We start from the raw sequence: 23463 nt of genomic DNA, 5'->3' as shown, positions 1-23463 counted from the left end.
AGTACCATAACAAAAAAAAGTAAATCTAACCGCAATAATGAATGTAACCGCGCAATCAGTTTGGGATAGTTGCCTGTCTTTTATAGAAGATAACATTACACCCCAAGCTTATAAAACTTGGTTTGAACCAATCAAAGCTGTAAAACTTACAGATGGCGCTCTAAGTATTCAGGTACCCAGTAAATTTTTTTACGAGTGGCTAGAAGAACATTACGTCAACTTACTCAAAGTATCTTTAACTCGTGAACTAGGAGAAGGCGCTAAGTTGGTTTATGTTATAAAAATGGAAAACACTTATGGCAATAAAAAGCCATTTACAGAAAAGATACCAAGTTCAAACCGAACCTCAGTTAACTCTCAAGAAGTAGATGTTCCTATAAAAAGTAAGAATCCAGAACTTAAAAACCCTTTCGTTATTCCTGGAATACGAAATGTAAAAATAGAATCTCAGTTAAACCCGAGTTATAATTTTGAAAATTTTCTCGAAGGCGATTCTAACAGGCTAGCTCGCTCTGCTGGTATGGCTGTTGCCAATAAACCTGGAGGGACCTCTTTTAACCCTTTATTAATTTTTGGAGGAGTTGGTTTAGGAAAAACACATTTAGCACACGCTATTGGAGTAAACATCAAAGATAATTACCCAGAAAAAACAGTTCTATACATATCTGCTGAAAAATTTACGCAACAATATATCGAATCTGTAAAAAAGAATAATCGGAATGATTTTATTCATTTTTACCAAATTATAGATGTACTTATTGTAGATGATATCCAACTTCTGTCTGGAAAAGCAGGAACACAAGATGTATTTTTTCACATATTCAATCATTTACATCAAAATGGCAAACAAGTAATCCTCACAAGTGATAAAGCTCCTGTAGATATGCAAGACATAGAACAGCGACTACTATCACGTTTCAAATGGGGATTATCTGCAGAATTACACCAACCTGATTTTGAAACCAGAATATCTATCATCAAAAACAAACTATATCGTGATGGTGTAGAAATGCCTGAAGATATCGTTGAGTTTTTAGCCAACAATATCAAGACAAATATTCGTGAACTAGAAGGAGCTATTATTTCATTAATCGCCCACTCTTCTTTCAACAAAAAAGACATCACAATAGACCTTGCAAAAGCCATTGTAGACAACTACGTAAAAAATACCAAACGCGAAGTATCTATTGACTACATTCAAAAAGTAGTTAGTGATTATTTCCAAATGGACGTAGAAACACTACAATCTAAAACACGTAAACGTCATATTGTTCAAGCCAGACAATTGGCCATGTTTTTTGCAAAAAAGCTCACCAAAGCATCTTTAGCTAGTATTGGTACACAAATAGGAAAAAGAGATCACGCTACCGTTTTACACGCCTGTAAAACAGTAGACAACCTATCATCTACAGATAAGCAATTCAGAAAATACGTAGAAGACTTAAGAAAAAAACTCACTTTATAAAACAACACACACCCATAAACTAAGAGTAGAATATTTTACCAAAACAAGTTTACATACATCAACTTATAAAATCAATTATTAGCCTAATACCGCATTACAGATGAAAATAAAAATCTTAATGGTATGCCTTGGCAATATATGCAGATCACCATTAGCCGAAGGTATACTACAATCCAAATTAGACCCCTCAAAATTCAGTGTATCTTCTTCTGGTACCAGTAATTACCACATAGGTAACAAACCAGACCTGCGCTCTATTGAAGTTGCCAAAAAATACGGGATAGACATTACATCTCAAAAAGCAGCACAGTTCAAGTCAAGTGATTTTAACACATATGACCACATATATGCTATGGACAACTCTAACCTTCAAAACATAATCAACATAGCACCCAATAACAAAGACAAAAACAAGGTACAACTCATACTTAACGAACTTTACCCAAACGAGAATCTTGATATCCCTGACCCGTACTACGGAGGAGATAAAGGCTTTGAAGATGTTTTCCAAATGCTAGATAAAGCTTGTGATGTTATCACATCAAAACTCAATTCTACAGATTAACCAATTACCATACTATCATTACACATAATAACGTTAGTATAGAAAAATAACACTATTTTAGTAGACAGCACATATAAAAAACATTTTCAATCCATAAAGATTAACTTAAATTCAATACCTTTTTTTTACTTTTACTATAGCAAAACACAGTATAAAAAAAAGAAAATCTTTATCAAAATAAGTCGCAACAGAGCCTATGGAAGCCAAACCCCTAGATCCCAAAGGAAGATTATACTTAATCCCTACACGATTAGGAGACGATGTCCCTCTAGAAGTACTCCCTATATCAATCAAAAAGGTACTAGAGCAAGTTAACCACTACATAGCAGAGAACGAGAAACCAGCAAGAAGGTTTATAAAAAAAGTAAGCCCCAGCAAATCTCAACGCGCTCTAATTATAAACACAGTCAATAAGTACACTGATATTTCTGAGATTCCAGAATATCTAACACCATGCCTTAACGGGGAATCAATTGGACTTCTTTCTGATGCTGGATGCCCTGGAATTGCAGATCCCGGAGCAGAAGTCGTAAGAATTGCTCATGAAAAAGGAATAAAAGTAACTCCACTTGTTGGCCCCTCATCTATCTTACTAGCAATGATGAGTAGCGGAATGAATGGACAAAACTTTACTTTTAATGGATACTTACCGATAGACAAAAACGAAAGAAAGTCCACTATCAAACACCTCGAAAGAACTTCTCTTGAAAAAGATCAATCACAGATATTCATAGAAACTCCATACAGAAACGACAAAATGTTTCTTGACCTTACAACAATACTACACGACAATACTCGGTTATGTATTGCATGTGACATCACACTTACCACAGAGTTCATCGTAACCAAAACAATAAAAGAATGGAAAAAAGAAGAAACAGTAAATCTTCACAAAAGACCTACCATATACATTATACAAAAAGATTAATACTATTATAAAATCAAAAAATCACTTTTGCTTTTCTATCAGGGACAACAAAAGAAGTGTCATACCCACCAAAACGTTTCATATAATAACGAATCGTAGTACCAAAAGCATCAGAAAAACCTTCTACCCCACCACTACGCACATATTTCTTTACAGAACCAGGACCTGACAAATGAGCTGCAGCAAGAATCCCCGATTCAGTAACCTTAATCCCATTAATCACTTTTCCATCAAACCATTGGATATCTCTGCGTAAAATCCATTTATTTCTAGAAAGATTAGCATAAAACGCTTTTTCTTGCAAAGCAGGATCATTAAGAAATTCATTCCTACCAATCCTTTTAAGACCAATCAAAGCCAAAGTATTTATTCCAAATTGGTACTTTCCCAAATAACCAAATTGATTTACAACACCGTAATCACCTCTAGACTCCTTGAAAGCAAGAGCTTCTTTAAACCCTACATAAGATCTTCCAAGTTCAGGAGCAAAAAACAACTCCTCTTCCTCTATTTCACTAAAATTAGGAGCAACATAATACAAGTCTAAACCTTCAGTACTATAAGAACTAAGATCAATACTTTCTTCTGTTGTAAAACTCAATAAGAATATACCCCCAATTGTAAGTATTCCAGATAATCCCACTATCCTTTTTATCATATAAAAAATTTCTAAGTAGCCATCATAAAAACGTCCCCCACTACTTAAATTTTTGCCGTGCAAATTTACAACTTTTTTAAAAAATAAAAAGAAACAAGTGTTAAATTAACTATATAACTGAAAAACAAGTAATTACATTAAAAAAGAAGTCTGAAATCATTAAAAAAACATACTTTTATGTTAAAAAAAAACACTTAAACGTCAAATCAAGCCTTTTAATCGAATGAAAGTAAAAGACTCAATTATGCTATAATTCACAAAAAAAATAGTTTTTTGTTAATAAGTTTATCGCATTCCTCTCTAATCAAAGAAAATTTCCCTTGATTTTTCCTACAAAAAAAGAGGCTAATTATCGTCTTATTCCTTTTTTATTTATCCAGTCTATGTACTGTTTTTTATTGCGATTATGTTGTGCCATAGTTTTAGCAAACTTATGATATCCAAAATTCTCTACATTAGCTACAAAAAAGTAATAATCATGTTTTTCATAAGAAAGAACAGCATCTATTGATGAAATATCTGGCATTGTTATTGGCCCAGGAGGTAATGATATGTTTTTATATGTATTATAAGGACTATCCAATTCTAGATCTTTGTACAAAACTCGTTTTATAACAGTATCCCAATCATTACGATGCTTCTTTATAGCATAAATAACCGTAGGGTCTGCATCTAACTTCCATCCATTATTATGTCGATTCATGTACACTCCTGCAACTCTTCGTCGTTCATCAACCTTGGCTGTTTCTTTTTGCACAATAGATGCAATTGTCATAACCTCATGTTGTGTTAGCCCAATTTTTTTTGCCTTTTCCATTCGAGATTTATTCCAAAACCTTTTATATTCAGCCAACATCCTATCTCTATATTGTATAGCAGACGTATTCCAAAAGAATTCGTATTTATTAGGAACATACATAACCAAAGCTGTCTCTTCTGAAAAACCATTGACATCTAAAAAAGAAGAATCTTTAAATGCTTTAAGTAAAGAAATACTATCGGCCTCTATTTGCACAGCAATTCTACCAGCAAGATTCTCTAACCGTTCTTGATTATTAAAACTCACATGAATTGGTAAGTTTTTACTTCGTAAAACATTTATAATCTCATTATTATTAAGACCTTTTTTCAGGATATATTTCCCGGCTTTGATATTTTTTATATATCCTTTTCTTCTGGCAATTTTATCAAAACTATAAATATCTTTTACAATAGGGCTTATAATTTCAATAAGCTCAGTATAAGTAGCCCCCGAGGGGATATAAACAACAGATGTTTCTTTATCAAAATTTGTATTCGGAGAAAAAACAGCTTGATATACGTTATACGCAAAAATCCCTCCTACAATTAACCCCACTAAGGCTATAGCTAATAATATTTTTTTAATGTACATATATTAATTGATATAAAAATTCATCTTTATAAACGTCCTTTACCAAATTCCATTCTTTCTTAACTCCTACTTTTGTAAATCCTCTATTTTCAAACAATTTGATACTTGTCATATTATCTTCTGCAATATTCGCATATAATTGATGTAAATGAAGGTGTGTGAAACCATAATTTGCAATAAGCTCTAAAGCTTCTGCTCCATACCCTTTACTTCTATTCTCTTTCTCTACAATCAAAATCCCAACTCCAGCTCTGTTATGCATGGGATCAAAATCAAATAAATCTATCAACCCCAAGGTAACATGATCATGAGAAGATATAACTAATCGCAATTGCTTTACTTCATATATATCTTTGTGAGCATTTTCTAAATACTCTTTGATCAAAAATCTAGAATATGGTGTTTGCGTAGAACTCATTTCCCAAACTTGCTCATCATTCTCTACATTATAAATAAAATCAAGATCTTCAGGTTCTAAAGCCCTCAAATATATTTTTTCGCCTTTTAATGTCAGCATGATATTTCTCCTTTAAAAACTTGTTTTGCTGGTCCTATCAAAAAGATATCTCTATACCCATCTTCTGTTTTCTTAAAAGTAACCTTGAGCTCCCCTCCTTGAGTATTCACCCTAATCTCTTGTGCCGAGGTCAGCTTAGTTTCGTACATAGAAAGCGCAACAGCAGTAACTCCTGTTCCACAGGATAGGGTTTCATCCTCTACTCCTCTCTCATAAGTACGTACAGCAAATTCATTTTCATTTATCTTTTCTACAAAATTCACATTACTTCCTTTCTCATAATACGGGCCTCCATTCCTAATTCTTTTTCCTTCTTGAAAAACATCATAACCTGTAATATTCTTTACCATTTCTACATGATGAGGAGAGCCTGTATCTAAAAACAAATGATTTTCATGCTTTTCTATTGTAGACACATTTTGCATCTGTAAATGAACCAACCCTTCATCAAGCACTGCTTCGTGTTTTCCATCTATTGCTGTAAATACAGCTTTATTTTTTACAATACCTAAAAATGCTGCAAAAGCAACTAAACACCTTCCTCCATTTCCACACATAGAACTTTCATTACCATCTGCATTAAAATATACCATTGTAAAATCATCTTCTTCATTTTTAGGAAATTCTAACAACATTAAACCATCTGCACCTATACCAAATTTCCTGTCACAAAGTCTAGCAAATAATTTGGTATTATTTTTGGAGAGAATAGATTCTCTATTATCAATGATCACAAAATCATTGCCTGTACCTTGATATTTATAAAAAGTAAGTGTCATTGTGCGTTTAATTATTAGAGGCAAAGGTACAAAGAATGTTCACAAAAAACTGTTGTTAATTGTGAGTTAAATATCATAAAAAATGTACCATAATTGTAATTTTAAAAGTTAATACCAGTCTATTTATATTGATAATTAACTAAGTCAAACAAATTAAAGAAAAGAAAATGAAAAGATTTTTGAACTTATTGGTCGTAGCTATAATCGCTGGGGCATTTACTCTTGGTGCGTATAAAATGTTTTTTGAATCAAAAACTATAGTTGTTACTGAAGACGAAAACAAGACTAATTTGATCCCTGCAAATTATACGCTTACCAATACAAACGCAATAAGTACTCCTATTGCTAGCACTGATTTCTCTTTAGCCGCAGAAAAAACCGTTAATGCAGTGGTACATGTAAAACAATACGGTATCTCGAGAACTCCTAGGAATTTGATGGAATTTTTCAGAAACGGAGGAACACAAGAAAGAAGAATCAAAGGCGCTGGATCTGGAGTCATTATTACAAAAGATGGTTATATCGTAACTAATAATCATGTTATTGATGGGGCTACTGATTTAGAAATAACATTAAACAATAACAAATCTTATAAAGCTAAAATCGTAGGTACTTCACCTGAATCTGATATTGCATTACTCAAAATAGATGCAGAAGAAGAACTGTCCTACATCCCTTTTGGTGACTCTAATACTGCTAAAATTGGAGAATGGGTATTGGCCGTAGGAAACCCTTTTAACCTAACCTCTACTGTTACTGCTGGTATTATAAGTGCAAAATCCAGAGACTTAAACGAATCAGATGACACTATCCAGTCTTTTATACAAACCGATGCTGCTATCAACCCTGGAAACAGCGGTGGAGCATTAGTGAACACCAGAGGAGAATTGATCGGCATAAACACTGCCATAACCTCTCAAACAGGAAGTTACGTAGGATATGCATTTGCTGTTCCATCAAACAACGTTAAAAAAATAATGGAAGACATTATTGAATTTGGAGGAGTACAACGTGGTATCTTGGGTATCACTGGAGGAACCATCAATGAAACTGTAATGGAAAAATATGACATTTCTGTTTCTCAAGGTGTTTTTGTACAGTCTGTTGCTGATGATAGTGGAGCAAAAAAAGCAGGGCTTTCTGAAGGAGATGTTATTAAAGAAATTGATGGCTTGCCAATAAAAAAATTCTCAGACCTAACAGGGTATGTAAACAGTAAAAGACCAAAGGATGTTATTAATGTCAAAGTATTAAGAAAGAACAAGGAAGTAACCTTACCTGTTACTTTATCAAAATACGAAATTCAAAAATATAATATAACTGATGTTGGTGTAGAAGTTAAAAATCCTCCTAGTGAAGGCTACTTAAAAAAATTCAATTTAGATCATGGGGTAGTAATTAGCAAAGCTTTAAGTCCTAGAATGAAAAGATATAATCTTGAAGGACTTGTTATAAGTGAAATAGATGGTAAAAAGGTAAAAAATGTTCTAGAAGTAAAACGGATCATAGAGAATAAATATAAAGATGAAGACATAACGATCAGCCTTGTGGGTCGCAATGGACAAAAAAGAGAATTTGTATTTCAATAAACGAGCAAAAAGTATAGCTAGAACAGCCAATCCCATTATTTTTTAAAAAGTAATGGGATTTTTTTCACAAAAGGCTTCCCGAAAACGTTTGAAATATATACTTTTGCACGAAATTTCAAGACTTTAAAACACAACATATTATGAGCTCTAACGAAGTTTATGAAAAAGAATTAGCCTTTCAGGCAGACAGACGTCGCGCAACTGTAGCATTTATAAAGACTGTAAGTGATCTTTGGTACGACAACTCTATAGAGTTGGTACTTTTTCGAAATCAGTTAATTGATAAGAATGTAAGCGAAATTATCAATTTACATGAATATGCAGGTGAGTTTGTACAAAAACCTATTTCAATTTTTGATTCTGTAGAAATTGCACAAGCTATCAAATTAATGAATTTACCTCCATCAAAATTAGATATTGGTAAACTTACTTATGAATATCATTTAGCTAGTGATGAATACCGGTCTATAAATGGTTTTGTACAAGACAAACTCAAAGACGCTAAGAAATTTAAACCTATTTCTCCAAAAGATGTAATCTTATATGGATTTGGAAGAATTGGTCGTTTGGTTGCCAGAGAATTAATGACCATTACTGGTAAAGGAAGCCAGTTAAGACTTAGAGCCATCGTTACTAGAGGAGCTATTACTCAAGACGTATTAGAAAAAAGAGCATCACTTCTAAGAAGTGATTCTGTGCATGGAGATTTTGCAGGTACCGTGGAAACAGATTTACAAAACAGCGCACTTATCATAAATGGAACTACCGTAAAAGTCATTAGTGCCAACAACCCAGAAGATATAGATTATACAGAATTTGGTATCAAAGATGCATTACTTATTGATAATACAGGCGCTTTTAGAGACAAAGAAGCACTTAGTCGTCATTTAGCAGCCAAAGGCATCGACAAAGTACTACTTACTGCTCCAGGAAAAGGAATACCTAATATTGTTCATGGAGTTAATCATAAAGAAAATGATCCAGATAAAATAGATATTTTTTCTGCTGCTTCATGTACTACCAATGCAATTACTCCTATCCTACAAGCGGTAGATGAAAGTTTTGGAGTAGTCAATGGTCACCTAGAAACCATACATGCATATACCAATGATCAAAATCTGGTTGATAATATGCATAATAAATATAGAAGAGGTCGTGCAGCTGCTCTAAACATGGTAATAACTGAAACAGGAGCTGGAAAAGCAGTTTCTAAAGCACTACCTAATTTTGAAGGAAAATTAACTTCTAACGCTATACGAGTTCCTGTACCAAACGGGTCTTTAGCAATCTTAAACCTTAATTTGGATAAGAAAACATCTAAAGAAAGCATGAATGCTATCCTTAAAAAATACGCTCTTGAAGGAAATTTGGTAGAACAAATAAAATATTCTCTTGATAATGAATTAGTATCTAGTGATATTATTGGTTCTTCTGCTCCCTCTATATATGATAGTAATGCAACTATTGTTGACTCAAAAGGTAATAACGCTATTTTATACATCTGGTATGATAACGAATATGGGTATAGCCATCAAGTAATACGATTATCAAAATACATTGCAAAAGTAAGACGCTTTACTTACTACTAGTAAGTAATTATGCACAAAAAATTAAGCTGGTATTCATTGATTACCAGCTTTTTTATTGTTAAGTATATCATGAAATAGCCATATTCATTCAAAAAACAACTCAAATACCTCCTTAGAATAAAACAATCTATAAACCTTACCTCTATAAATTCTTACAGAAAAACTTTATAATCACTTACAATATCGTACATTTATTATCGTTACAGAAGAAATTAATAATCAAAAAGAAACAACTCATAATATCGTTCTACTTATACACTATTAGTTATTTTTGCTCTCTAACTACTACTCATTGTAGAGATATTATATCCGACGATTAAAATTAAGAATAACAACATGAAATTACCGCAATACCTACTAGTTTTAACACTACTCCTTTCTTTTTTTCAAACCTCATATGCGCAGGAAGAAAATATAACTGTTACCGATGCATTAAAAAAAGAAAAGATCAAAGGACAATTTGATATAGTAATAAAAAAGTCTGGTAAGTACCAAGAATACAAAGTAGTAAAACTTGTATGGCTTAATAAATTAAAATCTAACACCATAGATTCAATTAAAACGTTAGAATCAAAACTGAATACCACCAACCAAAAAATTGACGAACAAAAAGCTACTATAACTAACCTTGAAGAATCCCTTTCTAAAGTAAACGGAAATCTAACTAGTGTTACTCAGGAAAAAGATAGTATTAGTTTTTTTGGTGCAGGACTTACTAAATCAAGCTATAAAACAATCATGTGGGTTATAGTTGGTGTTCTTTTGGCACTACTGAGTTTCTTTGTCTATAAATTCAAAAACAGTAATACAATTACTCTACAAGCTAGAAAAACACTAGCTGAAACAGAAGCTGAGTTTGAAGAACATAGACGTAGAGCATTAGAACGAGAACAAAAAGTAATGCGTAAGCTTCAGGATGAAATCAACAAACAACGTAAAGCTGGCGCTAAGTAGATTCAAATTTTAGATTTTTACTATATTCTTTTGCATCTTTGCATTCATTAATGAATTTGATAAAAGCTGTTTTTGTCTATCTTAATAATAAAATAGACACAGCATTATATCTCATCATTACAAAACATAAATCAAACAAAAGATGCGCATAGATATAATTACTGTAGTACCTGATATCTTAAAAAGTCCTTTTGAAGCCTCTATTATGAAGCGATCAATAGACAAGGGATTGGTAGAGGTTCAACTTCATAACCTTAGAGATTACACCACTAATAACTACAAACAAGTAGATGATTATCAATTTGGTGGAGGTGCAGGTATGGTAATGATGGTAGAACCTATAGATAAATGCATATCTAAACTAAAAGCAGAACGAGATTACGAAGAAGTTATATATATGACTCCTGATGGTGAGACTCTAAATCAGGGGATTGCCAATCAATTATCATTAAAAGGAAATATTATTATTCTTTGCGGTCATTATAAAGGTGTAGACCAACGGGTAAGAGATCATTTTATTACCAAAGAAATCTCTGTAGGAGATTATGTGCTATCAGGAGGAGAACTAGGTGCATTAATTCTTTGTGATGCAATCATTAGACTTATTCCAGGAGTACTAGGTAATGAGACTTCAGCTTTAACCGATTCATTTCAGGATAACTTACTAGCCCCTCCTATCTACACAAGACCTGCAGAATACAAAGGCTGGAAAGTACCCGAAGTATTAACTTCTGGTAATTTTCCTAAAATTGAGACTTGGAGGGAAGAACAAGCATACCAGCGAACAAAAGATCGTCGACCTGACTTATTGAATGAATAAAATCAAAAAGGCTGTCTAAAAATATTTAGACAGCCTTTTCTACATTTAAACAAATACAAATAAAAAACATTTTACTTTACCCAATCTGGGATTTGCTCTAAATCAAAAAAGGGAACAACAACGAGATAAGAAATAATAGTTATCACGATAATAGCTATAAAATTCATTAAAAACCCTGTTCTTGCCATTTCTGGAATCTTAATTTTTTCACTAGCAAAAATTGCGGCATTAGTACCTGTACCAGATGGGAGCATAAATGCACATGAACAAGCAAATGTTGCAGGAATCATTAACAAAAAAGGATGTGTACTATTTGCAATAGCCACTGTTGCTAAAATTGGCATAAAAATATTAGCTGTAGCAGTGTTGGAGTTTATTTCTGTAAGAAAAGTAATAGCTAATACCACAAGAAAAACAATCAACAATGTAGGCGCATTCTCTAACACCGTTATCTGACTACCAATCCATTCTGCTAATCCTGTACTAATAAAACTTTTGGCTATTGCATATCCTCCCCCCACAAGAATTACAACTCCCCAAGGTACACTCTCTGCCTCTTTCCATGAGATCAAGGATTTCTTATTACTTTTTTCATTTCCATTAGGAACCAAAAACAAAAGTAAAACTCCAAGCATAGCAATAGTTGTATCATGCACATACTTTGACACCCCTAATACAGAACCCCACCCTGGTAATACAAAATCACCAAACACTAAATCTTTTCTAAAAACCCATCCTAACGAAGTAATCAAAAACACTATAAAAACACGTTTTTCTCCAGTTGTAACTCTACCCAATTCCTTTAATTCATTTTTGATAATACCAACTGACCCTGGAACACTCCCTTTTATTTTAAAAAAATTAATAATATATAACCAAGTAATCGGCAATAAAACAACGGTCAAAGGAAGCCCGATAAGCATCCAGTCAGAAAATGTTATTTGAGGCGCCTCTGGGTAAAGAGATTCAATAATTCCTGCAAAAACCAAGTTTGGCGGTGTTCCTATCAAAGATCCAATTCCACCAATACTGGCAGCATATGCTATCGATAACATCAATGCAAGGCTAAACTTTGAATCTGGATTATCTATTTCTTCTTTCTTTATAATTGACAACCCTATCGGCAACATCATCAATGCAACAGCAACATTAGCAATCCACATAGACAGGAACGCTGTAGAAATCATAAAACTCAGAATTATTTTCTTTTTGTTTACTCCGATGAGATTAATAATCAATAACGCTATTCGCTTATGCAGGTTTTGCGACTCTATTGCTTTAGCAATAATAATACCTGCCAATAACATTAGTACATAATTATGCCCATAGCTTAATGCAACTTCTTTAGATTTCAAAACTCCAAAAAGTGGAAATAACACTAAAGGCACAAAAGAAGTTGCAAATACAGGTATCGCCTCTGTCATCCACCATACAGCCATCAACAAGGCTGTACCAGCAGATATCATAGCCTCTCTGTTTAACCCTTGAGGCACTGGAAGCATCAAAAAAATGATAAAAACCAGTACTCCTAAGAATAATCCTATTTTCTTTCTATTCATAAAGTAATATTTACAGGTGTATATCCTGACTCAGAATTGCATACACACAATCTCTGAGTCAGAAAATCTAAAAAAGGAGTATCAAAAATTAAAGTTAAATCCAGTACTAAAGAAACTTCCCATCACACCAAATTGGCTAGTTGATCTTCCATAAGGAGAAAGACCGTTAAATCTGCCTCCGTATAAGTTTCTATCTGGAAAAACATCAAATAAATTATTTACTGATGCATTCCAACTAAATTTTTCAGAGAAATTAAAACCAAGTGACAAATCAGTTACAAACTTTGCTTCTTTCACTTGAAATTCGCTATTACCATCTCTAGAATCCACATCAGACACTTCTCCAAATCGAGTTAACCTTACTGTAGTAAAAAATCTTTTAGATTTATAATCTAGAGATAGGATAAATTTATTCTTAGGCTGTGCGACTTCTACCAACCCTCTCATTCTTTCTCCAACTACTTCTGTAACACCGAGTGCTTGTAACTCTTGAGATGTTCTTACCTCACTATTAAATTCTGTTTTATTAAGAGTTGCAGAAAGGGTTGTAGTAAATGTTTTATCATCATTTGCTCCAAATCGTTCTGTATAGGTTCCAACAAAATCAACACCTGTTGTTTTAGTATCTACCGCATTGGTGAAAAACTGAATTTCAGCTATATTTTGCTCTGTAAATAATTCAGGGAGCCCTATATCATTAACATCTAATGACTCTGAGATGATAATACGATCTTGTACATCTACACGATAAGCATCTAAAGTCAATAAGATTTTTTTTCCCAACTTAGCTGTAATTCCTACATTATAATCCCAAGATGTTTCTGCGTCAAGATTACCATACCCTAATTTTCTTACAGTTGGATCATCATTGCGTATGTGTAATATATTAATCGAATCATCTTCCCCTTGAGCATTTATTCCAAACTGAGGGTCATTGGCACTAAAATTTAACTGGTGCAACGAGGGTGCTCTAAATCCTCTGTTTACAGATGCTCTTAATGAGAAATTTTTTGTGAATTTCAAACGAGCATTTAATTTTCCTGACACATTTGCACCAAAACCATTATAATCTTCTACTCTTGCTGCAACCCCTACTAAAAGAGCCTCAGAAATATCTGATTCTATATCAACAAATACACCATAGTTTGCTCTATTTTTATCAACCGCTTCTCTAGCAGAAAAACCTATTTTTCCGCTAGAAGAAAACTCTCCTTGATCAGCAAAAGGGCCTTCTGAATAAGATACTCTATCACCTACTGTAATTTGATATTCTTCATTTTTAAATTCTGCACCAAAAGCCAATGATAATGATTTCAACATATTGATATCTCTATAAGTTTTAGAAATACTGGTATTGACAGAAGTATGACCAAAGTTATTATTTCCTAAATAAAATTCGGTTGGTGTAAAAATACCAAAACTGGCATTTGCACCATTCTCTGTATATGTAGCTAGCCAGTTTTTTCCATAAGTAACACTCAAGTCAAAATTCCATCCATCTCGCAAGTCATTTTGTACTCCCAAAGAAACCTGAGCATCAGTAGAGGTTGCTGGATATAGAGGCGAATACCCTAAAGGATAAATCTCTGGCACAGCACGCTCTACTCTACCTGGTTGTCTAAAAAAACCGAAAGACAATAATTTCTTATGAGATATCCCACCAAACCCATAAACCTCCCAAGATTCATTTATAGGGTATGCTCCATTAAAAATTATGGCTCCCATTGTATTCCTTGATTGACCAAACTTTGTTCCTACATCCTTATCTCTATCAAAACCATTTTGTTCAACTAGTAACGCATCATTTACCTCATCATCCCTATCAAAAACAAATCCTGAATAGGTATCTTTTCTATCTGTCTCTTCATTATGATGAAAGTAGAAAGTTGTATTCAAATAACTATTTTCTTTTTCTGCGATCCTGTTTCCTAGATTTACAGAAAAATCATACACTGCTCCATCACTTCTAGAAGAGATCCCACTTTTTGCCGTAATAGAGTTTTTATCATAGTCATCTTTCAAAACCAAATTCACAATACCAGCAATTGCATCAGAACCATACTGAGCTGCCGCTCCGCTTCTTAAAATTTCTATTCGCTCTATAGCTGCTGATGGAATTGCATTAAGATCTGTTCCTACAGATCCCCTACCTACAACTCTATTTACATTTAATGCAGCAGATTGATGCCTTCTTTTCCCATTAATAAGTACCAAAGTTTGATCTGTACCTAACCCTCTAAGTGTGGCAGGGTCTACATAAGAAGTTACATTGACAATTCCGTATTTTGTAGAATTAAATGAGGGGGCCTGAAAATGTATTTGTTGTGCTAATTCTGTTTGACCAGTAGATACTAAATCTTGAGTCCTTAATACATCTACAGGAGCTGCTCTTTCTACATTTGTACGAGCTACATTAGATCGAGACCCTACTAACATTACATCTTCAAGTTGGTTAGCTTCACTTTGAAGAGTTATATCTATAGTTATTTTTCCTGCAATATCTACCTCTGTCGTAGCAAATCCAAGATATGATATGATCAATGTATTTTTACCATCTGGCACCTGAATAGAAAAGTTTCCATCAAAATCTGAAAGAGTACCTATATCCGTGCCTTTGACCAAAACACTTGCTCCTGGTAAAGGACTACCACTACTTTCTCTTATTACTCCTTTTATTTCTTTTTCTTGTACAGACGGAAGAGTACTCTTATTAAGAAGTTTTCGTTTTGTTAAAATGATATGTTTACCATTTATAGTGTAATCCAAATACTCCTGATCTCCCAATTTTTTTAAGACCACTCTCAATGGCTCTTTTTCTGCCTTAAATGACATTCTTTTTTTATCATCTATCTCTTTTATATTATAAAAGAAATTAAAATCAGTCTGTAGCTTAATTTCATCTAATATTTTTTTCAACGGAACATCTCTGTAGTTGAAATCAATTTTGTTTTGCGAAAAAACCGTAGTTGCTGATAACTCGACTATTGTCATAAATATTAAAACGAAAGATAGCTTCATTTTATAACATACAGTTTTACTATAATAGTTTTCTCCCCGAAAACTATCACAATGATTAGTTTTTTTCATAATTTTGAAATGTAATTTGATCGTTAAACTTCTATTTTTAATGGTCATCCTAAAGGAAGGTGTTGCCTCACCTTCCTTTTTTATTTTGATATGGTAATCTTATTTTGATTTATTTTATACGTAAAAAATGTACTTAATGATATAGTTTTTAATATATCTTCTATACGCTGTTCTTTTTCAAACTCTCCCTTAAATTTCTCTGTATTTATTTTTTTGGCGTTATTTATAAAAATGACATTATGACTACGTTCTAACTTTGTTAAGATTTCTGAAAATGTCAAATTATCCATTACCAATCTATCCTGCATCCAACTGGTATATATTGATGTATCTACCTTTTCTTTTACCATAGCACTCTTTTTCCTGTCAAACGAAGCCTGATAACTAGGGCTTAAATGAAGTTGTTTTTCTGGATTATCTTTTTCAGATACAATTACAGCTCCTTCTACAAGTGTAGTTTTTATAGTTGTATCTGTAGTATAACTAGATATATTAAAACGTGTTCCCAACACTTTAATATCTACCTGATCTGCATGCACAATAAATGGTTTGTTCTTATTTTTTGTCACATCAAAAAAAGCTTCCCCTTCTAAATACACTAATCGTTGATGAGAAGTTTCTATAAAACGTTGTGGAAAACGTAACTTTGAACCAGCATTAAGCCACACCAAAGTACCATCAGAAAGCTTAATTTTAAAAGTTTCTCCATTTGGAATCGACACCTCGCTATATACAAGTTCTTCTGTGTTCGATTCCTTATTTAAACTAAAATCAATGATATTTCCTTTTTTGACAGCTATAATATCTCCAATACCATTTGTTATTTTTTCATCTTGATTAGATCCTATTTTTTTAACACTACCATCTGCTAATGTTATTTTTACCTTTTTATTAGTTAACTCCTTATCATCCAACCCAACGATACTTGGTTCAACAATTCTTTTTGTTATAAAAAGACCTTCCTTCACAAAATACCCTACACTTAACAACACTATAAAAACAGCAGCATATTTATAAAGTCTCCTTATATTATTTTTCTTCTTACTTCGTTTCTTTGTTGTATTTTTAAATTTTTGATAGGCAAACTCTGAATCAAAATTTGTTATAACCAGACCATCATTCTCCATCAGGTATTTTCTAAAATAATTGAGATTATCTTTACTTTTGTTTACCCAGTTCCATAAATCTTCTTTTTCTTCATAAGAAATTTCACCTTTTATGAATTGATTTATCAGAAATTCTATTTTATGCATATAATGCTTTTTTAACTATATGATAACATTTATCTCAAAAACCCTTATTCAATTTTGATTTTTTATTAAATTTGAAACATATCAATTAATAAATGTCTGAAGAGAAACTACTTGAAAAACTTAAAAAAGGAGATACCGATGCTTATCAACATTTATTTTCTACCTATTATAATTGGTTATGTAATTACATCTTCAAGTTAAGTAACGATCATTCACTTTCTGAAGACATTGTTCAAGAAACCTTTATTTATATCTGGGAAAAAAGAAATACCCTCTTAATTACTACCTCATTAAAAAGCTATTTATTCAAATCTTGTTATAATCGTTTTTTACAACATATTAAAAAGGAGAAAAGAAGATCTGATTCTTTAGAAAAAATACAGTGGGATTTGATTTTTGAAACATCTTTCGAAAAAGAAACCAGACATGAAATCAGATTAAAAAAAATCAATTCTCTAATAAAACAATTACCTCCCCGTTGCAAAGAGATTTTTATAAAAAGTAAATTCGAAAAAAAGAAATATAAAGAAATCGCTCTAGAGTTAGGGATTTCTATAAAGACCGTAGAGGTTCAAATATCAAAGGCTTTAATTTTTTTGAAAGAAAATATAAACCTGTTTTTTTTATGATATCTATTAATCCTAATTATTTGAATAATAATCTTAAAACACTTGCAAATCATTAAATAATATTTATTTTTGCACCCTGATTAGACCAACCTCTGGCGAAAATCGCGAATGTTGCTTTAATAAAACCCAAGAACTATATTAAAAATGGAAGATTTAGTAAAATTTGTTCAAAACGAATTTGTAGCAAAAAAAGAATTCCCTGAATTCTCTGCAGGTGATACTATCACTGTTTATTATGAAATTAAGGAAGGAAATAAAACACGTACACAGTTCTTTAGAGGAGTTGTAATCCAAAGAAGAGGTGCTGGATCTACTGAAACATTTACTATCAGAAAAATGTCTGGTACAATAGGTGTAGAGCGTATTTTTCCTGTAAACTTACCAGCACTTCAAAAAATTGAAGTTAATAAAAGAGGTAAAGTTCGTAGAGCTCGTATATTCTACTTTAGAGAACTTACTGGTAAGAAAGCTCGTATCAAAGAAAAAAGAAACTAAATATAATTTCTTACAAAAAAAGGTTGTCTGTAATGACAACCTTTTTTTATGAACAAAAGTTAACAACTCAAGTTCATAAGTAGTTGACAACTAAAATAATACATATTCTCCGCAAAACAACTGATTTTCATTATCTTTATCAAAGAATTACACATTATGGTAAGAGATGACACAAGGATTCCTGACCATATTATATAAACAAACGTTCTTTGAACATTGTAAGACCAGTTTAGAATTAAAATAAATATAAAACGAAAGTTATTTTTTTGAGTACATACTTGAAATCAATTAAGGGCTTCGCTTTAGAATCATTTCAAAATGAAATTCGAAAGAAAAAATTAAGTTTTGACACCTTTTTAATTATAAACGGCATCAGGCTACTCGAGTGAAAAACTGAAAAATTACAAAAGTAATTTAGAAACATAAGTACTTAGTATTAGCCTAAAGAGTAGAAAAAAATAAATCTATCAATCATCTTTGATAAATTTAAATCTACTCAAAATCAGGAAATAAGATAGTATGTTATAATTAACGAAAGTTTTTATTTAATAGCGGGTAAAACAGCTAACATCATAATTATTTCCGATAAAGCCATATCAAGATATTTATATTATTGATATGGCTTTTTATCTTTTTGAGAGTATCTTCAAATATGAGTCTATTTTTTGCATCTTTCATTTTTTTTTACCTCTATTTTTAAGAAACTGTAATTCAACCTTCTTTAACGCAAAACTAACAATATAGCGGTTGCATTTGGGTAACTAGATTTGTATCTTCGCGCTCGGAAATTCTATGACTACAAATTATTATAATCTTAGTAATATTTTTATTTTCTACTAAGAAAAAATAGACAACTGGTTATTTCCTAAATAAATAATATAATAAACTTAGGGGCCACTATCCTTTTTCAGATCTTAGAAACCTCAGGACCCCCTATCAAAAAAACAAAAATATGGGAGTTGATAACTCAAAAATTGTGTATACCAAAACTGATGAAGCACCTGCTTTGGCAACATATTCCTTTTTACCTATTGTCAAAAAATTCACTAAGGCAGCAAATATCAACATAGAGACAAAAGATATTTCACTTGCTGCTAGAATCCTCTCTAATTTTCCTGAAAAACTATCAGAAAAACAAAGACAAAATGATGCGTTATCAGAATTAGGGCAACTTGCTCAACAATCTGAAGCTAATATCATCAAACTTCCAAATATAAGTGCTTCTGTTCCTCAATTAAAAGCTGCTATCGCAGAGTTACAACTTCAAGGATTTGATCTACCAAACTATCCTGAAGAACCTGAAAATGATAATGAAAAAGATATTAAGAATAGATACGACAAGATAAAAGGTAGTGCTGTTAATCCTGTATTAAGAGAAGGTAATTCTGACCGTAGGGCTCCTAAACCAGTAAAGCAATATGCTAGAAAAAACCCGCATTCTATGGGGGCTTGGAGTACTGATTCAAAAACACATGTAGCAACTATGTCTAATGGAGATTTTCGTTCCAACGAAAAATCTGTTACTATGGCAAGTGCAGGAGATGTAAGAATTGAGTTTCTAGACCAGAACGGAACCACAGCTGTTCTAAAAGAAAAAATAGCATTATTAGAAGGAGAAGTTATAGATGCTACTGTAATGAGCAAAAAAGCACTTATAACTTTTCTTGAAGAACAAATAGCAGATGCAAAAGAAAAAAATGTATTATTTTCTTTACACATGAAAGCTACAATGATGAAGGTTTCTGACCCCATTATTTTTGGTCATGCCGTAGAGGTGTTTTTCAAAGATGTGTTCCAAAAACATGCAGCTACACTTGAAGAAATTGGTGTAGAAGTAAATAATGGCTTTGGAGATCTTATCAACAAACTTAAAAAAGTATCAGATACTAAACGAGCTGAGATAGAAGCAGACATACAAGCGTGTTATGCGAAAGGACCTAAATTAGCCATGGTAAACTCTGATGAAGGAATTACCAATCTACATGTACCTAGTGATGTTATTATAGATGCATCTATGCCTGCCATGATTCGTAACTCAGGACAGATGTGGGACACACAAGGTAACACTCAAGATACTAAAGCCGTTATTCCTGATAGCAGTTATGCTGGCATCTACCAAGAGACTGTTGATTTCTGTAAAAAGCATGGGGCTTTTGATCCTATTACTATGGGGACAGTTCCTAATGTAGGACTTATGGCTAAAAAAGCTGAAGAATATGGGTCTCATGATAAAACTTTTGAAATTAAAGCGGCAGGTGTTGTACGTGTTGTAGATACCTCAGGAAATGTTATTATTGAGCACTCTGTAGAACAAGGAGATATCTGGAGAATGTGTCAGACTAAAGATGCGCCTGTTAAGGATTGGGTAAAACTTGCTATAAATAGAGCAAAAGCTACCGATACACCTGCTATTTTCTGGCTAGACAAAAACAGAGCACACGATGCTGAATTGATAAAAAAGGTAAACGCATATTTACCTAACCATGATACTTCTGGTTTAGATATTAGAATTATGTCTCCAATAGAGGCTACAAGATTTTCACTAGAAAGAATCAAAGAAGGTAAAGACACCATTTCTGTAACTGGTAATGTATTACGTGATTATAACACAGACCTCTTTCCTATTCTAGAATTAGGTACAAGTGCAAAAATGTTATCTATTGTTCCTTTGATGAATGGTGGTGGTTTGTTTGAAACTGGTGCTGGAGGTTCTGCCCCGAAGCATGTACAACAATTCAATAAAGAAGGTCATTTAAGATGGGATTCTCTAGGAGAATTTCTTGCTCTTGCTGTTTCTCTTGAACATTTAGGAGAAGTAAATAACAACCTAAAAGCAACTATTATTGCTGAAACTTTGGATCAAGCTACTATTAAGTTTTTAGACAATAAAAAATCACCTTCTCGTAAAGTTAATGAACTTGATAATAGAGGAAGCCATTTTTATCTAGCACTTTATTGGGCACAAGAGCTTGCTAAACAAACTCAGGATAAAGATCTTCAGAATGAATTTGCAACAGTTGCAAAACAACTAGAAGATAGTGAATCTATAATTATAAGTGAATTAAACAATGCACAAGGTAGTCCTGTAGATATGGGTGGTTATTACTGGCCAAATACAGACAAAGTTGCTAGCGCAATGAGACCTAGTAAAACATTAAATACGATTATCGAAGCATAATCAATAGAAATACTTAGATCAAAAACCTGTGTAATTTAATTTTACACAGGTTTTTTATTTTTACCTTACCAGCTCATAGTGTTACCTATACCTTAATCACTTATAAAAATATACCCATGGTTCGTTATTTTATTTTTATTATTTTATGTATATCGATTAAATCAATTTCTCAACCCAGTCAGTTTCAAAATCACCTATATACATCTTCGGTAATTTATAACACCAAGGTAAACATAAGAACCAACCCCTCTATTCAATCAAAAGTGATTGCTACTGTAAACCCCGGAGAAGAATTAGTGATGACACATTCTCAAAAGAGAGATACTATAAATAAAATTCCTGGTCATTGGGTCAAAATCAATTATCAAAATCAAATTGCCTATGTATGGGATCATCTTATTGCCAGATCAGCATTTAGGTTTCATACCGATACAGATTATAAGATATTGGTAAAACAAGAGTCAGCACATAAAATCGGAGTAAAAGTATTGTATCAAGACCAACAAATACACCATCAGCTTATAGAAATAAAATCAACTCAATCATTACATAGCGTATTTAGTATCGGAACAACATATAATAGCAATAATAAAGAAGTTATTATTTTTATATTTGCAGACAATACCTCTTTATTATACCAATGGCATAACAAAAAGTTAATCCCATTTACCAAAGATCTACCCCTACCTTTTTTATCTAACAAACTATGGGGGTTTATCACTGCCAATAATGTAAATATTCGCTCTGCTCCGTCTATTACATCACAGGTTATAAAAAACAGTAACATACAGGATAAATTTGAGGTATTAGATATACAACACCAGCCAGATACAATAAACGGTAAAAAAGGATACTGGATTCAAATTAAGCATAATACTCAAGAAGCTTATGTATGGAGTAATTTTATCACTACGTATGGTATTGAAAGCACAAAAACCAAAGGGCTATTATTTCTTGCATATAACAATCATATATGGGTAGTAAAAAATGGAGAGATCGTAGACAAAATCAAAGCCTCTATAGACAACCTAGTTCCTTTAGGTAACTTAGGTGTTCCTGAAGTTCAAGAGCTAATTGGAGGCTGTCATTATGCAGAAAGCTGTGGAGAAACTGGAGGTGACACAATCTATAGTTGGGATGGGAATCAAATAAAACACTTTATCGACAATACGGGTATTGGGGATGGTGGGTTATCAGAGGGGCATACTGTTATTTTTCCTTCGTTTACCAATGGAATAAAAAATAATATTATTGACATTCAATCAGAAAGTGAATCTATAGATATTCCTTCTTCTGATTTATCAAGTACTGTTTTTCAAAATGTAGACAGAAAAAATATAAAAAAAACATACACCTTTTCTAATGGTAAGCTAATTGAAAAAACTACTACTACTCAAAAAATAAAATCTTTTGTAAACAAAGAATTTAAAGGATACCAACTTGGTTACTACAAGGTTCATGACTTTAACTCAGATGGGTATCCTGATGCTTTTGTCTATGCCTTTAATCTGGACTATTCTTCAAAAAAACGTTCTATTTTTGCTATTTTACAAGGAGACACATCTAACTCCTACACCCTACACTCTTTTAATAAAAGCCTAATAATTCATAATGAGAATGACCCTTTGACTGATGTAACCTTAAACAAAAAAGGATTTGAACTTGCTATTTATTATTCAGGATATTACACAAATCCATATGAAAGTTGTATCATTAAATTAGAGTACGCATATATAAAGAGTCACAACGATTTCCAGCTTACAAAAGAAACAAAATTAGTTCAAGACACTGATGATAGATCCTGGGATAGAACCACAGTTCTTTTTAGAAAAAATCAAATCTTATTTAAAAATTCCTGGCACTCTGCACTTGAACCATCAAATTAATCCTACTTTGTCATCTTAGGTTTGATTGTTCTTTTCTTGGTCTCTTAGTAGTTGTTTGATGTATCTTTGATGCTGTTCAAGAATTAGATTTATAGCTAATTGCGGAGTTTCTATTTTAG

The 23463-nt window shown here is 32.5% G+C and carries 18 protein-coding genes; 11 read left to right on the top strand and 7 right to left on the bottom strand.

Annotation, left to right across the window (positions count from 1 at the left end):
• Positions 1-37 precede the first annotated feature (37 nt).
• The 3 genes from dnaA to CVD18_RS12925 all read left to right on the top strand — a co-directional run bounded on the left by dnaA (position 38) and on the right by CVD18_RS12925 (position 2958).
• Complete coding sequence (gene dnaA / locus CVD18_RS12935) at positions 38-1465, top strand: chromosomal replication initiator protein DnaA (RefSeq protein ID WP_103865864.1); 1428 nt, start codon at positions 38-40, stop codon at positions 1463-1465.
• A 100-nt stretch (positions 1466-1565) separates the two neighbouring features.
• Entirely contained in the window at positions 1566-2030 is a 465-nt protein-coding gene (locus CVD18_RS12930; protein WP_103865863.1) for a low molecular weight protein-tyrosine-phosphatase, read from the top strand.
• 196 nt (positions 2031-2226) lie between these two features.
• Positions 2227-2958 (top strand): SAM-dependent methyltransferase, encoded by a 732-nt coding sequence (locus CVD18_RS12925; protein WP_103865862.1) that lies wholly within the window; start codon positions 2227-2229, stop codon positions 2956-2958.
• Positions 2959-2971: 13 nt separating this feature from the next.
• Here the strand turns inward: CVD18_RS12925 and CVD18_RS12920 are convergent, their stop codons facing one another.
• The 4 genes from CVD18_RS12920 to dapF all read right to left on the bottom strand — a co-directional run bounded on the left by CVD18_RS12920 (position 2972) and on the right by dapF (position 6305).
• Entirely contained in the window at positions 2972-3616 is a 645-nt protein-coding gene (locus CVD18_RS12920) for a peptidoglycan-binding protein LysM (RefSeq protein ID WP_103865874.1), read from the bottom strand.
• Positions 3617-3965: 349 nt separating this feature from the next.
• A complete protein-coding gene (gene mltG / locus CVD18_RS12915) occupies positions 3966-5009 on the bottom strand; it encodes an endolytic transglycosylase MltG (RefSeq protein ID WP_103865861.1) in 1044 nt (347 codons plus the stop codon).
• Positions 4999-5526, bottom strand: a complete 528-nt coding sequence (locus CVD18_RS12910; protein ID WP_103865860.1) for a GNAT family N-acetyltransferase — start codon at positions 5524-5526, stop codon at positions 4999-5001. The genes mltG and CVD18_RS12910 overlap by 11 nt, the downstream gene beginning before the upstream one ends.
• Positions 5520-6305 (bottom strand): diaminopimelate epimerase, encoded by a 786-nt coding sequence (gene dapF / locus CVD18_RS12905; protein WP_103865859.1) that lies wholly within the window; start codon positions 6303-6305, stop codon positions 5520-5522. Before dapF ends, CVD18_RS12910 begins: the two co-directional genes overlap by 7 nt.
• A gap of 167 nt (positions 6306-6472) precedes the next feature.
• On the opposite strand from dapF, the gene CVD18_RS12900 reads away from it, so the two are divergent.
• From CVD18_RS12900 to trmD, 4 genes are all read left to right on the top strand, one after another.
• Positions 6473-7894, top strand: coding sequence for a S1C family serine protease (locus CVD18_RS12900; protein WP_103865858.1), 1422 nt, complete (start codon positions 6473-6475; stop codon positions 7892-7894).
• Positions 7895-8034: 140 nt separating this feature from the next.
• On the top strand, positions 8035-9483 hold the full coding sequence (locus CVD18_RS12895; protein WP_103865857.1) for a glyceraldehyde-3-phosphate dehydrogenase: 1449 nt from the start codon (positions 8035-8037) through the stop codon (positions 9481-9483).
• A gap of 336 nt (positions 9484-9819) precedes the next feature.
• Positions 9820-10437: a tRNA (guanine-N1)-methyltransferase gene (locus CVD18_RS12890; RefSeq protein WP_103865856.1), complete on the top strand. Its 618-nt coding sequence runs from the start codon at positions 9820-9822 to the stop codon at positions 10435-10437.
• A 142-nt stretch (positions 10438-10579) separates the two neighbouring features.
• The gene (trmD, locus tag CVD18_RS12885) at positions 10580-11257 is read left to right on the top strand and encodes a tRNA (guanosine(37)-N1)-methyltransferase TrmD (RefSeq protein ID WP_103865855.1); all 678 of its coding nucleotides are present in this window, start codon (positions 10580-10582) and stop codon (positions 11255-11257) included.
• Positions 11258-11328: 71 nt separating this feature from the next.
• Here the strand turns inward: trmD and CVD18_RS12880 are convergent, their stop codons facing one another.
• The 3 genes from CVD18_RS12880 to CVD18_RS12870 form a co-directional block, all read right to left on the bottom strand.
• Entirely contained in the window at positions 11329-12816 is a 1488-nt protein-coding gene (locus tag CVD18_RS12880; RefSeq protein ID WP_103865854.1) for a DASS family sodium-coupled anion symporter, read from the bottom strand.
• Positions 12817-12897: 81 nt separating this feature from the next.
• Entirely contained in the window at positions 12898-15834 is a 2937-nt protein-coding gene (locus CVD18_RS12875) for a TonB-dependent receptor (protein WP_233194546.1), read from the bottom strand.
• Positions 15835-15983: 149 nt separating this feature from the next.
• Positions 15984-17156, bottom strand: coding sequence for a FecR family protein (locus tag CVD18_RS12870; protein ID WP_103865852.1), 1173 nt, complete (start codon positions 17154-17156; stop codon positions 15984-15986).
• Between the two features lie 92 nt (positions 17157-17248).
• Here CVD18_RS12870 and CVD18_RS12865 point away from each other — a divergent pair, with 92 nt between their 5' ends.
• The 4 genes from CVD18_RS12865 to CVD18_RS12850 all read left to right on the top strand — a co-directional run bounded on the left by CVD18_RS12865 (position 17249) and on the right by CVD18_RS12850 (position 23344).
• Positions 17249-17785 (top strand): RNA polymerase sigma factor, encoded by a 537-nt coding sequence (locus CVD18_RS12865; RefSeq protein ID WP_103865851.1) that lies wholly within the window; start codon positions 17249-17251, stop codon positions 17783-17785.
• A gap of 144 nt (positions 17786-17929) precedes the next feature.
• The gene (rplS, locus tag CVD18_RS12860; RefSeq protein ID WP_103865850.1) at positions 17930-18280 is read left to right on the top strand and encodes a 50S ribosomal protein L19; all 351 of its coding nucleotides are present in this window, start codon (positions 17930-17932) and stop codon (positions 18278-18280) included.
• A 952-nt stretch (positions 18281-19232) separates the two neighbouring features.
• Positions 19233-21458, top strand: coding sequence for an NADP-dependent isocitrate dehydrogenase (locus tag CVD18_RS12855; RefSeq protein WP_103865849.1), 2226 nt, complete (start codon positions 19233-19235; stop codon positions 21456-21458).
• 116 nt (positions 21459-21574) lie between these two features.
• On the top strand, positions 21575-23344 hold the full coding sequence (locus tag CVD18_RS12850; protein WP_103865848.1) for an SH3 domain-containing protein: 1770 nt from the start codon (positions 21575-21577) through the stop codon (positions 23342-23344).
• Positions 23345-23463 lie beyond the last annotated feature (119 nt).

Origin of the sequence: Aquimarina sp. I32.4 (genome assembly GCF_002924285.1) — a bacterium.
Lineage (GTDB): Bacteria > Bacteroidota > Bacteroidia > Flavobacteriales > Flavobacteriaceae > Aquimarina.
Note: the sequence above shows the minus strand (reverse complement) of the source record. Positions and strands in the feature narration are given on the sequence as shown.

Coding starts and splice junctions, on each gene's coding strand:
- dnaA (WP_103865864.1), top strand. CDS start 38: ATGAATGTAACCGCGCAATCAGTTTGGGATAGTTGCCTGTCTTTTATA.
- CVD18_RS12930 (WP_103865863.1), top strand. CDS start 1,566: ATGAAAATAAAAATCTTAATGGTATGCCTTGGCAATATATGCAGATCA.
- CVD18_RS12925 (WP_103865862.1), top strand. CDS start 2,227: ATGGAAGCCAAACCCCTAGATCCCAAAGGAAGATTATACTTAATCCCT.
- CVD18_RS12920 (WP_103865874.1), bottom strand. CDS start 3,616: ATGATAAAAAGGATAGTGGGATTATCTGGAATACTTACAATTGGGGGT.
- mltG (WP_103865861.1), bottom strand. CDS start 5,009: ATGTACATTAAAAAAATATTATTAGCTATAGCCTTAGTGGGGTTAATT.
- CVD18_RS12910 (WP_103865860.1), bottom strand. CDS start 5,526: ATGCTGACATTAAAAGGCGAAAAAATATATTTGAGGGCTTTAGAACCT.
- dapF (WP_103865859.1), bottom strand. CDS start 6,305: ATGACACTTACTTTTTATAAATATCAAGGTACAGGCAATGATTTTGTG.
- CVD18_RS12900 (WP_103865858.1), top strand. CDS start 6,473: ATGAAAAGATTTTTGAACTTATTGGTCGTAGCTATAATCGCTGGGGCA.
- CVD18_RS12895 (WP_103865857.1), top strand. CDS start 8,035: ATGAGCTCTAACGAAGTTTATGAAAAAGAATTAGCCTTTCAGGCAGAC.
- CVD18_RS12890 (WP_103865856.1), top strand. CDS start 9,820: ATGAAATTACCGCAATACCTACTAGTTTTAACACTACTCCTTTCTTTT.
- trmD (WP_103865855.1), top strand. CDS start 10,580: ATGCGCATAGATATAATTACTGTAGTACCTGATATCTTAAAAAGTCCT.
- CVD18_RS12880 (WP_103865854.1), bottom strand. CDS start 12,816: ATGAATAGAAAGAAAATAGGATTATTCTTAGGAGTACTGGTTTTTATC.
- CVD18_RS12875 (WP_233194546.1), bottom strand. CDS start 15,834: ATGAAGCTATCTTTCGTTTTAATATTTATGACAATAGTCGAGTTATCA.
- CVD18_RS12870 (WP_103865852.1), bottom strand. CDS start 17,156: ATGCATAAAATAGAATTTCTGATAAATCAATTCATAAAAGGTGAAATT.
- CVD18_RS12865 (WP_103865851.1), top strand. CDS start 17,249: ATGTCTGAAGAGAAACTACTTGAAAAACTTAAAAAAGGAGATACCGAT.
- rplS (WP_103865850.1), top strand. CDS start 17,930: ATGGAAGATTTAGTAAAATTTGTTCAAAACGAATTTGTAGCAAAAAAA.
- CVD18_RS12855 (WP_103865849.1), top strand. CDS start 19,233: ATGGGAGTTGATAACTCAAAAATTGTGTATACCAAAACTGATGAAGCA.
- CVD18_RS12850 (WP_103865848.1), top strand. CDS start 21,575: ATGGTTCGTTATTTTATTTTTATTATTTTATGTATATCGATTAAATCA.